Annotated in this window: 6 protein-coding genes; all 6 read right to left on the reverse strand. The window is 43.5% G+C overall.

Going from position 1 to position 14,021, the window contains the following annotated elements; translation table 11 throughout:
• Positions 1 to 710 precede the first annotated feature (710 nt).
• The 6 genes from BV375_RS10555 to BV375_RS10580 all read right to left on the reverse strand — a co-directional run bounded on the left by BV375_RS10555 (position 711) and on the right by BV375_RS10580 (position 13,996).
• A complete protein-coding gene (locus BV375_RS10555; protein ID WP_086760139.1) occupies positions 711 to 2,012 on the reverse strand; it encodes a response regulator in 1,302 nt (433 codons plus the stop codon).
• Positions 2,009 to 4,804, reverse strand: a complete 2,796-nt coding sequence (locus tag BV375_RS10560) for a CHASE2 domain-containing protein (RefSeq protein ID WP_086760141.1) — start codon at positions 4,802 to 4,804, stop codon at positions 2,009 to 2,011. Before BV375_RS10560 ends, BV375_RS10555 begins: the two co-directional genes overlap by 4 nt.
• 93 nt (positions 4,805 to 4,897) lie before the next feature.
• Positions 4,898 to 5,884: a DUF928 domain-containing protein gene (locus tag BV375_RS10565; protein ID WP_086760143.1), complete on the reverse strand. Its 987-nt coding sequence runs from the start codon at positions 5,882 to 5,884 to the stop codon at positions 4,898 to 4,900.
• 187 nt (positions 5,885 to 6,071) lie between these two features.
• Positions 6,072 to 8,633, reverse strand: a complete 2,562-nt coding sequence (locus tag BV375_RS10570; protein WP_086760145.1) for a CHAT domain-containing protein — start codon at positions 8,631 to 8,633, stop codon at positions 6,072 to 6,074.
• A 106-nt stretch (positions 8,634 to 8,739) separates the two neighbouring features.
• A complete protein-coding gene (locus BV375_RS10575; RefSeq protein ID WP_243713906.1) occupies positions 8,740 to 11,379 on the reverse strand; it encodes an S-layer family protein in 2,640 nt (879 codons plus the stop codon).
• Between the two features lie 109 nt (positions 11,380 to 11,488).
• Positions 11,489 to 13,996 carry an S-layer family protein gene (locus BV375_RS10580; protein ID WP_086760147.1) on the reverse strand — a complete coding sequence of 836 codons (2,508 nt, stop codon included), beginning with the start codon at positions 13,994 to 13,996 and terminating at the stop codon, positions 11,489 to 11,491.
• Positions 13,997 to 14,021 lie beyond the last annotated feature (25 nt).

Raw genomic sequence — 14,021 nt, forward strand, 5'->3', positions numbered from 1 at the left:
AGTATAAATTCTAGCAACAGCACTCAATAGAGTGGGAAAGTACCGATATTTTATCTCTCTAATGCCAATTATTCCAAATTTTGAATTTAGTATCAGGAAACTACACAAAACGCAGCATAAGTTTTTAGGGATCAATTTTTTTGGTAAGCCGTTAGAGTTTATTCTTGTCAAATTTTAACTAAGCTTAACTCTATGGTATCCTTTACATTACTTATTAAAGTCAATAAGACTTCTCACCCTAGGATTTTGGTTGTGAATTATGTAGCCTAAACAAATTATCGTTTTGTACATTCATTTAGCAAATTCCTAAAATAGTAACTTACTATACTGAAAAACCAGTCTATTCATAGATATATGTATTCGGGGAAAAAGTTGAAAAAGTTAACATTAGATAGAAGTAAATACCTTAGCCGATATTAATTCCAACAGCAGCAACTACGAGCAAAAAAATCGCACATTCAACGAGATTGCTACCATCTTTTTATACTTTTTTTAAAGAATAATTTATCAAGTAGGAAATTACAAAGTTTTGTAACAAGAAGATTTAAATAATAAATAATATCCAATGGGGAGAGAAAGTATTATTTGAAATTGAGAAACTGCTTGTTAGTAATTATTTGTAATATAAAATTAAATAAAATTACACGATCGCTTCATTCATAGAGAGTATTTTTAAATTATTCATAGAGAAAAATGCCCACAAGCCCTAGCTAAATAGGTAGAATCATCATAAACGTTGTTCCCTTGCCTGGGATTGATAAGCAATTGATTTGTCCATTATGTTTATCGACAATAATCTGATAGCTGATAGCCAATCCTAGTCCTGTTCCTTTGCCTACAGGCTTGGTGGTGAAAGATGGCTCAAAAATACGAGCTTGCACTTCTGGAATCATGCCAGGGCCGTTATCTTGGATGCAAATGCTGACAGTTCCTTCATGAGGCTCAATCGATGTAGTGATAGTAATAGTATTGGGGTCAGCAGCTATCTGTTGATAAGAGTGGCTGCGATCGAATTCATCAAATGCATCAATGGCATTAGCGATGATATTCATGAATACCTGGTTGAGTTGTCCAGGATAGCAAGCGATGGGGGGTAATTCAGCGTATTTTGTGATAACTTGGATTTTGGGGCGATCGCCATTACCTTTGAGTCGATGTTTCAACAGCATTAAGGTGCTATTTATTCCTTCGTGAATTTGATATTCCACCTTAGATGACATATCCGAGCGAGCAAAGGTTCTCAGCGATAAGCTGATTTCCTTCAGGCGGTCAATTCCTTGAGCCATTGATGCCAACAATTTGGGTAAATCCTCAGTCAGATACGCTAAATCGATTTCTTCAACCAGCTCTTCGATGTCCGCGTCTGGATGGGGTAATTTTTCTTGATAGAGATGTACTAGGCGCAGCAGATTGTTGACATATTGCTCAATATGAGAGCGATTACCGCCAATAAAACCAACTGGATTATTAATCTCATGTCCGATACCTGCAACCAGTTGTCCTAGAGTGGACATCTTTTCACTTTGGATTAGTTGGAGTTGGGTTTGTTTTAACTGTTGTAGAGATTGGCTTAATTGGGCGGTGCGTTCTTCGACCCGTTGTTCTAATGTCCGTGTGAGATGGGAAATTTTTAGGTGTAACTTTAATCGAGCAATTACTTCTTCTTGTTGAAAAGGTTTGGTAATGTAATCAACTGCACCAATTTCCAGTCCTTTTACCTTATCTGTAGCATCAGATAAAGCAGTCATAAAAATCACTGGAGTAGTTTGCGTCAGTGGATTAGCTTTCAGTCGGCGACAAGTTTCAAATCCATCCAGCCCAGGCATCATTACATCCAGGAGAATCAGATCGGGATGAGCGTATTCGGTTTGTTCGATTGCGGACTCCCCATCTGTGGCCATTAGTGCTTTCCAACCACATCCTTGAATCGCTTCTGATAGCACTTTGAGATTGTTGGGGTTGTCATCTACCAAAAGGATGTGCATGGGCTTCAAAAGAGAATTGGTCATCATTGAGGTAACTCCGTTGTGACAAAAGATTTAAGGAATTTACGGATTTTTGCAGTTTGGAAGTTGGCAGTAAGTTTACTCAACTCAGTTGCAAAGGGAGTTAGCTGGCTGTCTTGCTGAATTAGCTCTCCTATAATTCCCTCAATCGCCGGAATATCTCCCATCATTGCCAGATGATAGAGTTGCTGTAAAACATCGTGTGATGGTAAAGCCAATTCAGCATCTGCTTTCTGCTCAGGTTGGGAAAATGACTTCTCTGGTGTAGATTGAGCATAAATCCACTCGACTTTGAGCAGCGATAGCTTCGCTGCTGTCTCAAAGACAGAACGCAATGCATTGAAGAGTTCATCAATTTGCAGGGGTTTGGGTACAAATGCTGTTGCTCCTGCTTGTAAACTCCGTTGACGATTTTCCTCAAATACGTTAGCGCTAGAGACAATAATCGGAATATTACGAGTTTGGGGATTTTCTTGTAAATGAACCATGAGTTCAAAGCCATCCATATTAGGCATGGCTAGATCGAGCAAAATTACATCTGGGAGATGTTCATTGGCCAGATGTAATCCATGTTTGCTGTCGTTTGTTTCCAAGGTTCGACAGCCAATTCCTTGCAGTAAAGTAGTCAACATCGAACAGTGCTTGTCATCATCATCAACAATCAAAATTAGAGGTGTGCTACCCTGAATGCCGATGATTTTCCGATCGCTTGGGGCGATTGTCTCTGTTTGCCAGTCATGGGTTACTGGTATTGCTACTGTCAAATCCAGCCAAAACAGACTACCTTCACCTAGATGGCTCTGTACTTGAATTTGGCTTTCCATCAATGCGGCAATTCTTTGACTGATCGCTAATCCCAAGCCAGTACCTTCAGATTTTCGTCCAGCTTCACCTACTTGCTCAAAGGCCAAAAAGATTTTTTCTAGTTGGTTTGGTGACATTCCAATACCTGTATCTTCAATTTGGAAGCGAAGCTTTTGATGTGTCGTTTGTGACAACTCTCGCTCAATGACATCTACTTTAAAGGTGACGCTACCGTTGTCTGTGAATTTGATCGCGTTACCTAGTAAATTGATCAAAACTTGCCGTAGCCGCTTTTCATCTACTTGAATCACAGCTGGTAAGCAATCGCCGATCGAGACATTAAATGCAATTCCTTTTTGCTCTGCTCGAATACTGCAAATCTCGGTGACACTATGTAAAAAAGTGGGCAAATGTACATTAGTTGCAACCAATTCTAATTTACGAGCTTCAATTTTTGACAGGTCAAGAATGTCATTGATCAGCATCAGCAGATGTTTCCCACAATCGTAGATAATCCTGACTCCTTCTAGATCTTTTTTTGTCAAGTTTGGCGATGTTTCTAATAGCTGCGCAAAACCAAGGATGCCATTAAGCGGTGTACGTAACTCGTGGCTCATATTTGCTAGAAACTCGCTCTTTGCAGAGTTAGCAGCATCAGCAGCTTGCTTTGCCTCTAGCAGTTCATGAGTTCGCTCTTCAACTTTGAACTCCAGAGTTTTGGAATAATCCAATAGTTGAGCGTTGGCAATTTCCAATTGGTGATTTGTTTGTTCTAATTGCTTCTGTTTATAAGCATTTGTTGTCGCAATCACGCTGCTGATAAACGAAGCTAACGCAGGTGTGACTGGAATCAGAATGCCATACAAAAACATCCCATAGCTGCCTCCTATACACACACCGCTGATGCCTACAGTTGCCCAGAGAATTTTGCCACCTGGAATCCGCAGCCTGCTACTAGATAACAGCCAACTACCAATAGAACCGATAAGAGACCATAAAATAATCCAGAGCGACACAGCTATGCCAGAAATGCCGTGCAGGTTTGCTTTTCCTGTTTTTGCCCCTTGCACCAATTGATGAGCAATGTTGGCATGGACAACAACCCCAGGCATAGTTTTTTGAGCTGATATCCAGGAGGAACTGAAGGGTGTGTTGAAGAAATCATTGGTACTAGCGGCGGCTGACCCAATAAACACCATGCGATCGCGCATGAGGTTGGCTGGAATTCGCCCTGCTAAGACATCACGCATAGCAACTGTGCGAAATGCCGCTTCTGAACCATGCCAATTGAGCAGAATTTGATAGCCGCCTAAATCAGCATCGGCATAGCCTGCTTCTTGATTGCTCAGTGGGAGGTAAATTGCCTTGCCCAATTGAAACTTTTGCTGCTTGGGGTCAATACTTTCTAAGGTAATCTTTTCCGATTCCAGGTACTTGAGCGCCACAAGGGTTGCCAGCCCAGCTTTGAGCGTGCCTTGCTCTTTCGCATCAACTGCTGTCAAAAGGGCACGACGCACAAAGCGATCACCATCCAACACTAAATCTGCTAATCCGACTCGATCGAGTTTCTTCAATTCGGGTGGTGGATTGACACGCTCTCCGGTCATTTTCTCAACACCGATTAAATTGGGAGTGCTGCGAAAGATTTTGGCAAGTTCCTCATGTCCGCTTCCCTCGGGTAAATCTCGATAAAGATCCAAGCCGATGGCTCGAGGCTGCTGTGCCCGAATCTTTTCGAGTAATTTTGCTAATGCCCAATCTGGAATTGGCCATTTACGCACCGATTGAATATCGCGTTCATCGATTGTCACAATCACGATTTCATCAGCGATCGCAGGAGATGATTGTTGACGAACCCATTCATCGCGAATTTTCCATTCAAGTAAATTGAAAAATCCCAAGGATTGACCGACAATAACTGTCAAGGCAATACTGGGAGTAATAATCAAAACGCTACGAGTGCGTTGGATGAAAGTCTGGAATCTGCGCCACATATTTGCGCTAAAAAAGATTAGGGACTGGGTGGAAGGAGGACAAGGAGGACAAGGAGAATAATTACTTGCCCATGCCCCATGCCCAAATTGCTATTAGTTTGCAGATGCTAATAACGGAGATGTGACAATCTCCTTCAAGTTAACTGAGGAGAGAAGTTCTTCCCATTGCTTGGTAATTGTCACATTGGTAGGTTGAGTGCTATGTAGGCTTGCTAGTGTTTCCACGCAGTCATACCATACGCCATTTTTACCAAAAGCCGCTGCCCGCTTTAAAGCATCTTCTTGCTGCATCACTGTTGCCAGTTCAGTAGTAGGCTGGATGCGCTGAATCCAACCATCGACATAAGGCGTACTTGGGCTGAGTTGTTCATCAACTTTGACAGCGAGGAACCAATGGTAGTTTTTTCCAACAGCTAAAGCGGGTGCATCGGTGGGTAATTTCATAGCGATTACCCCAGTTTTCCCTGCAACGGGAATGGTCATTTGATACTGGGTATTACCAGCTTCATCTTTGAGGCTAAACACAGCTTCTTGTGCATTAGAAGCAGGAAGATATACAAGAATTGTGGGACGTTCGGATACTGTTGTGCCATAAAAGCTTTGGGGTAGGAGTGCAATTAAAGCTGCTGGGCCTGCTGCTCCTACAGTTGAAGGATTTAAGTAGTAAGTCCCAACGCGAGAAGCTCCCCCACTTGCCTGTTGAGGAGCCTCTTTTCCAGAAGCAGGTGTAAACAGGTTACCTCTGGACGCGCCTCCCGTTGCTTGCCTGGGTGTACCTTTGCCCGCACTAGGCGTAAAGAGATTGCCTCTGGACGCGCCTCCCGTTGCTTGCCTGGGAGCTTCTTTCCCAGCGCTAGGTGTAAACAAACTACCTCTGGACGCTCCTCCTGTTGCTTGACTAGGAGCACCTTTCCCAGAAGCAGGGATAAAGAAACTGCCACGGGAAGCTCCCCCAGTCGCTTGGCTGGGAGCGCCATTATTGATTGGTGGAGTAAATGTCACAGCATGAGCACTGTTCCATGTACTGCTAGTAAGCAGAGCGATAACGCTCAAAGTACTAGCTAAATATTGACGTTTCACGATCTTGCACCTCATTAAAAAACTAACAATAAATACACTTAGTCTGATTGTGGGAAGAAGCTTGTAAAATTGTTTCGGCTAACAGTCAAATGCTGAAATACCTACTAGCAATATAAACGAAATTTGGCTGGGATACCGTAAAAAATATGTGGTAAATCACTAGGCTTTTCTCAGTATGATTACGTAATTAAAGCCAGTTGCCAACCAAAACAAAAGCAGACCAAAAGAAAGGATCGTGGAAATCAGTTTGGCGAATCATATTGATTTGAGCTTGCCGTAGCGCTTCGGCTTTGGTGATTTTGGGCTGTCGTAATTGGTCATAGAAGCGCGTCATTAACATTTCGGCTGCTTTATCTTTGACGGGCCAGAGAGTGGCGATGGTTGAGCGAGCGCCAGATTTGACAGCCAAGCCTGCTAGTCCTAGAACGGCGTGATCGTCCCCTGCTGCCGTATCACAGGCGCTAAGTACTAGCAACTCGATCGCTTTTGATGATTCACCACTACGATTTTTGAGGAGTTCGGACAATTCCTTAACGTTGACTTGTCCATCCCACGTAAGTAAGAAGGTATCTTCGAGACGGGAGCTAAACTGTCCGTGGGTTGCTAGATGGACAACATCAGCACTACTGAATTTCACGCGCTCGGCAAGGGCTTGACTGGTGAATTGCTGGTTGAGCAACATCGAAGATGGCACCGCCTTCGAGATTTGCTTGACTTCTGCTTCCACAGCAGGCAAAGCACTAAAGCCATTACGAGATTGGCTAATACCGCCGACGATCGCATCAATGTGGTTTTCCTGAAGCGATCGCGCAGTCATCAATTGCATTCCCGGTGAAAGGGCAACAGCATACTTCTCGATCAGATATTGCTTACCGTCATACAGGGCTGCTATGGGGATATTACGTAACCGACCATCTAATACAAATACCAGTGTCTTGCTGTCTTTGAAGGCTCGATCCATTTCCGCAGGACGAATTAGCCAATCATAAATTTCTTGGGACAAGCGATCGCGATCTTTGGAATCTGAGACAGGATTCAAGCTCACTAATAATTTATCTAGAGTTTGTTCGATGTCTGCTTGAGATTTTTGTGTTACATAGTAACGCAACGGTTGTCCGGTTTTGGAGAGGATGACTGCCAGGCGATCGCTCAAAATAATCGGATACACGACAGTTGCATTCGGGTCAACTTGGTCAATCTGCTGCGCCCGATCTAAACAAGCTTCCCTAAAAAAGTTATCGAGTTCTGCAACTTGCAGTGCTTCAATCAAATCGCGAGCTGTCGTCAGTGCGGCTTGGCTGGGTTGTCCATCTAGAAGTAAACCTACAAGTTCGCGGTAGACAGGCTCTACACTTTCACGGAAGGAGAACTGCACATCAGGGTTGACAGCAACCAAATCCCCTCGTAGGGACTTTAAAGCTTTGACTGCTTCAGTATAGGCACTAATTGCTTGGGGGCGATCGCCTTGTTGTTTATACAACTGTCCTACTTGCCAAGCAGATTGAGCAATAATATCGTCAGCTTGGAGTTGACGCGCAATGTTAAGGGATTTCTGAGTTAATTCCTGTGCTTGTGATAACTGCTGTGTACGACGATAGAGTTTTCCCCACTGATGCAGTGCATAAGCTTCTGCTTGAGCATCTTGGATTTGTTGTGCAGACTTGACTGTGGTTGCCATCAGTTGTGCCAAGTCTTTCAGCGGTACAATTTGGTCAGGATTTGACAGCCGATTTACACTGGCAACAAAATTAATAGCTGCGTAGAGGGAAGTGTGGCTAGGAGGCAGTTCTGTCAGTTGTTGTAGTAGTTGCGGTGCGAGTGAAGTAGCCAACTCAGGCTTGTTGTAATCGAGCAAAAGTTTGAAACGTCCTAAACTTGCTTGTAAGCGCTCGCTGGGATTTGTCGCTACCTGTTCTGCCTGTTCAAAATAGTCTAATGCCGCCTGTGGATCTTGCAAGTCAAAGGTAGTTTTTCCTAAGTTCAGCAGGATGGAACTTAAATGAGGTGTGGTTTCGAGTTTGCGCGCGATCGCTAAACTTTGCTCTAACACTTGTTGACTTCTACCAGAATCACCGATCGTTTGCAAAGCTAAACCAAGCGATCGCAACCCACTAACTTTCACTTCCGAATCTGGCATCGCTCCTAACTTTTGATTTAACGCCTCTAATTGCTGTTTAGAACGACGATAAAATCCCAAACTTTGTAAAGCTTGTGCAGAGTTGATTTGACTACCCAAGCTGCCCAGTTGGTCGCCTGCTTGTTCGTAATATTTTTGCGCTTGTTGCCAACTTTCCAGGGCAATTTCGGCTTTACCAGTATGCAGTTGCAAATTCCCTCGTGTATTCAGTACTTGTGCCCAAACAATTGCATCGGCAGGAGGTGCCATTGTTTGCAATAGTTTTACGCTTTGTTCAATAGATTGGCTAGCTGCTTCCCATTGATTAAGTTCTTGTTGTGCTAATGAAAGGTAACTTAAGCTGAGAGCTTCATTGGTGCGATCGCCTTGGGTATGGTAGTTTTGTACTGCCGTTTGCCAAGTTGTCACCGCTTCTGCAAAGCGTCCCGAACGGTAGAGGTTTCGTCCCTGTTCTAGCCAATTGGTAGGCTGAGTCGATGCTGATACATTCAGGATAGAAGTTGTTGGTAATGGTACAGATGCTCTAGCAGGTGTAATAGTCACTGCCAAACACAAACTTAAAATACTCAGACTTATATATAGCCAATGGTATTTTTTAATGGGGAAGGTCATAGATATTTACTGATAGTGTAAGAGTTTGTTTAGTAAAGTAATTGTGTAGCGGCGAAGTGGGTTTTTATGAAGAAATTGCCTGTTAAGTTTGTCTTTTTCAAGAAAATTAACTCTTAGGAAGTGCAGCACAAGTTAGCTGTGGCTGTATGTTTGTAGGAGATTTTGCCGCAACTAATTCAACTTTGCCTTGGGCGTTACGATGCCAGGAAGTTGCTTGGACAAGAACCTCTGGTGATGTAGGCGTTTGGGCAGTCACATTGCCAGTTTTGCGTAATGCAGAGATATCGCGAGTGTCAGACCAAGTGCGATCGCTCATTACCTGTTGATTAGGATTTTGTGGTATGCCACCGCGACCCGTGGCTACAAAGCGACTGCCTTCATCACCCGCGCAGCCTGTAGCAATTTGCTGGGATGGATCGGTGACATTTGCAGGCAGTTCGACTAAACCCGAATTTGGATCGATACCGATAGTATTAACTTGAACCGTGCCACTTACCCCAAATTGAGAACTGGCGGTGATGTCACTTTCTGGAGTGAGTTGGGGACGGAATTTCAGCCCAAAGATGCCTTGGGTGGTGATTTGAATATTTCCACCGCTTCCGAGTACCGCATTGGCAACGATATCGCTATCTTCGTCAGGAAGGGCAATAATAGCTCCAGCAGTAATATCAATGTTACCTCCGGTAGAAGTACCAGTGGCATTAGTTGTAATATTACTGCCACGACGTAACAACAAAACATCATTTGCTTGGAGGTGAATGTTACCTTGACTACCTCCTTTGACTTCCGAGCGCAGACTGGCTTTATTGTCGAGGAAAATATTATTGGCTGTAATATTCAAATTACCTGCATCTCCGCCTCCTATATTGCTCACGGTCACTTCCGCATTATTACGTATTTTAACTATATCAGATATAATTTTTATCGTTCCGGCGTTAAAATTAGTTGTCGAAGATGCTGCGATCGCACTGGGCACAATTTGACCGTTAGTTAAAGGTTGAGACATACCCTGGATATCAATGTTTTTAACCTGTAAGTTAATATTCCCCGCATTTGCCTGACCCTGGCTAGAAGAGGTGATCTGTCCTCCATTAAAGAGCCGTAGGTTGTCAGCAGTTAAGGCGATATTTCCACCTGAACCTACTGAATTATCACCCACGGAAACAGTAATGCCACCAGCTAATTTGCTGATAACATCAATTACTGGATCGCTAACTGCTACCTCTTGCGCCTGAATAGTGATATTTCCCGCTTTCCCTTTTCCTGATAAAGTACTGCGGATAGACCCGCCATTAAACAGATGCAAACGTCCAACATCGATTGAGATATTTCCCGCATCTCCTTCTGTTTGACCAATTCTCGTACCCACTCCAGACAGTAGTAGAGAGGGTGTGTATCCTGAGATATCAAGGCTCTCAGTTGCTCGGATTGAGATATTTCCAGCCTTGCCTGTGGGAGGAGAGATACCGTTAAAGGGTATCAAAGATGTACTGACGATTCCACCATCTTGCAGCCGCATTCGATTTGTTTCGATGGAAATATTTCCACTCTCATTGTTCTTGCCACTAAAGAGAGTGGTGGTAATCGAGGTGGGGATTTCAAAAAATGGATTAGAACCTACCACCTGTATATCTGAAGCCCGAACAGTTACATCTCCCGATCGAGAATTGTTGCCATTAGAAGAGGACTGAAGCCAAGCTCCATTTGCTAACTTTAAGCGTCCTGTCTCTACTGTTACATCTCCAGCTCGTCCAGTTGCTGGAGGTCCAAAAAAGATACCTAAAGAAGTTCCAATGCCAGGATTAAATTGTCCTGGGAGAGAAGCACCCAGCAGGTCAACAAAGTCTGTGGTCTTGACAGTAATTCCCTTACCTTGCCCAGCAAAGGTAGTAGAACTAATATTCGACCCATCCTGCACCGTCAACCCACGTCCACGGATGTTGATTGCACCCCCGTTAATTCCACTTGCATCAACCAATGAAGCTTGTTGTAACGTAATTGTGCCCCAATTTGTCGTAGCCACAGGACTCGTCAGTTGCCATTGAGCTTGATTTTCCATTTGAATCCCAGCATTCTGCACAGCCCATAGTTCGATATGTCCATTTGGTGCCGTCAGTTTTGCCCCTGTCATGTCGATTTGACTACCAACTAACGCTAGTGTTTGTCCGGTTTTAACTCGCAAGTCTGCCCCTTGAACTTGTATCGCTCCAGCATTGGCTCCCAATTGCAACCCCACAGGCACACTCATGGTCAATAAAGGTGCAGAGGTAGCATCAATGGTGCTAAACTTCGTTCCGTCAGCGAAAATGACATTGTTCGCAGTGCTGCCAATGAAGGAACCACCAATATTTAACTGAGTATTGGGGCCAAACATAATGCCTGCTGAGTTGAGCAAAAATAGGTTGGCAGTACCGTTAGCACGAATCAAACCATCAAGATTGGACGTACTACCGCCAGTAACTCGCGCAAAAATATTCTCAATAGTCGTGGGATTGTTGAAAAAGGCAGAGCCTCCTGTAGGCACGGAAAATAGGCTGAAGCTGTGAAACAGATTACTGCCTACAGCAGTGCCATTAGTAATCGTGAAGTTGTTGCCGTTCTGAGAGATTGTAGTATTGAGGCTGCCATCTGAAGCTATCTGAGCATTGACGTAGCCGTTGCTAAGAAACATGATTCCTGTTGGCAACAGTATAGAACCCGCAAACATTCGACTCATCAAACTCAAATAAACTGAAAGCAGCTTCATTACTTGGTCTCCTTTTATACCAATTTAATATTCCCTATATGTTATTGTTTCTAACACCAGTGACAAAGGTATTGTTTGAGCACTGGGAGTAATTGCAATCGTTTGGCATTTAGATATTTGAATTTTTGGGCAAATTGTCTTTTGGAAGCGCAGCACAAGTTAACTGCGGCTGTAAATGTGTAGGAGATTGCGCTGCAATTAACTCAACTTTGCCTTGGGTGTTGCGATACCAGGAGGTTGCTTGAACAAGAACCTCTGGTGATGTAGGCATTTGCGCAGTAACATTGCTAGTTTTGCGGTATGCAGAAATGTCGCGGGTATCAGACCAAGCGCGATCGCTCCCTATTTCTCGTGTCGGATTTTGCGGCACACCACCTCGTCCTGTCGCCACGAAAGTACTACCAGTATTGGCAGAACAACCTGTAGCTATTTGTTGGGATGGATCGGTGACATTTGCAGGTAATTCGACTAAACCAGAATTGGGATCGATACCGATGTTATTAACTTGAACAGTACCATTGATATTAAATTCGGAACTAGCTGTGATGTCGTTGGTAAGGTCTTCTCTCGGAGTCAGGGTATTGCGGAAATTCAGACCAATAATACCTTGAGTGGTAATGGCAATATTGCCACCTTTTCCTTGCACAGCATTAGCAATGATATCACTATTTTCTAAACCAGTAATAATTGGTGCATTAATGTTAATGTTCCCTCCTTTACCATTACCGCCTGCGGTCGAGGTAATTTGGCTATTATTCCGCAGCAGCAACAAATTCCCCACCTGTAAATCGATATTGCCACCATGACCGGATTCTGTCCTGGCCTCGATGAAAGCTTGATTTTTTAATTGGATACTATTTGCATTAATTTTGAGACTGCCACTATCACCAGTGCCTTGATTGGTAACGGTAACAGTTCCTTGGTTCTTCAGGATGAGGTTTGGTGTCGTAATGTTAACCGTACCAGAATCAGCAGTCAGTTTATATTCTGATAGCCCAAATAACTTCTGCAAAACTGGGTTGAGAATCAGGGCAGAGGAGCTAATAGCACTTGGTGTTAATGGATTATAACCATTAACTTCAACAAATTCTGTAGCATCGATCTTCACATCCCCAGCGTGACCGATTAAGTATGAACTAGTGCCGATCGCACCACCATCTATAACTTTTAACCTGGCGGTATCTAGGGTTAAAGTTTTAGCATTGCCAACGTTGAAAGTGACTGAGGCAATTCTTGTGCCAAAAGGAGAGCTATTACTACTCTGCACGGTGGTATCTAGGTTGCGAACCACAATTTCACCGCTTGAACCAACACCCCGCGATACGGAAGACAGTCCGCCACCATAGGATACGAGTAAACTATCACCTTGGACAAGAATATTACCTGCATTTCCAGAACCAAAGGTACTGGTGTTAATAAAACTGCCACTGGCATTAAGGGGCGATAACCCAGATATTTCTACGTTTTTGGCATTAACCTGAATATTCCCACTGTCAGACGCCCCATAAGTGTTACTACTTAATATTCCTCCTTCATAGAGATTGAGTTTAGGGGTAATAACAGTGATACTGCTCCCAGTTCCCTGGCTCCAGGTTTCACTCCGAACCCCGCTGGCTGCACCAGTCAGATTGATGCTTTCGGTTGCCTGAAGATGCAAGTTGCCACCAGGAAGATTACCGTAATTTTGCGCCAGTAACAGTGAGCCATCGGTAAATTGAATCTGCTTACCTTGCACCTGCACAGAACCAGCATTGACTCCACTGACATCTAGTAGGGATTTTTGGGTAACTTGAATATCTCCAAAGCTGTGTACGTTCCCGTACCCCAGCGTATACCCTTGAGCCGTTGATATCAGGTCAACAGATTCTGAGCTACCCAAACTACCCAACTCAATATGACCAGTTTCAGCTGTCAGAGTGGCTCCATTTAGATTCAGATTACCACCCACCAACGCCAGAGTTTTTCCAGGTTCTACTTTCAGTTGTGTCAGACTAGGAGTACGGATAATTGGAGATAAGATATTAGCAATATTTAAGCTGTATCCCGTACTTTGAACGGCGATCGCTCCTGGATTTTGTCCCATTTGTAAGCCAACAGGCACACTCATCGTCAATACAGGGGGTGTTGTCGTGTCGGTAGCATTAAACTTGAAACCATCGCTGAAATTAATACTATTCGCTGTTGTTCCCACAAACGAGCCGCCAATATCCAATTTGGCATTTTGTCCAAATATAATCCCCGCAGGATTCATCAAAAACAAACTCACAGGATTATTCGCGTTGAGAGTTTGAATCAACCCATCAATATTGGAAACATTTCTACCACTTACCCGACTGAATATAGTTTTAATATTTGGTGTGTTAACTAAATCAAATGTTGCTGAACCACCTGTCGGGACAGAAAATTTACTGAAGCTATGAAATAAATTACTGCCTGCGGTACTACCATTGGTGATCGTGAAGTGATTGCTATTTGGGGAGACAATAGTATTGAGGCTACCATCAGAGGTAACTTGAGCATGGGCATAGCCGTGCCAAAGCAAAATGATTCCTAATGGCAGTATATAACCTACATAAATTCGATTCATCAATCCAAAATAAATAGGATATAATTTCATTTTTAGTAGATTTTTATATTGATTT

Origin of the sequence: Nostoc sp. 106C (assembly GCF_002154725.1) — a bacterium.
Taxonomy (GTDB): domain Bacteria; phylum Cyanobacteriota; class Cyanobacteriia; order Cyanobacteriales; family Nostocaceae; genus Aulosira.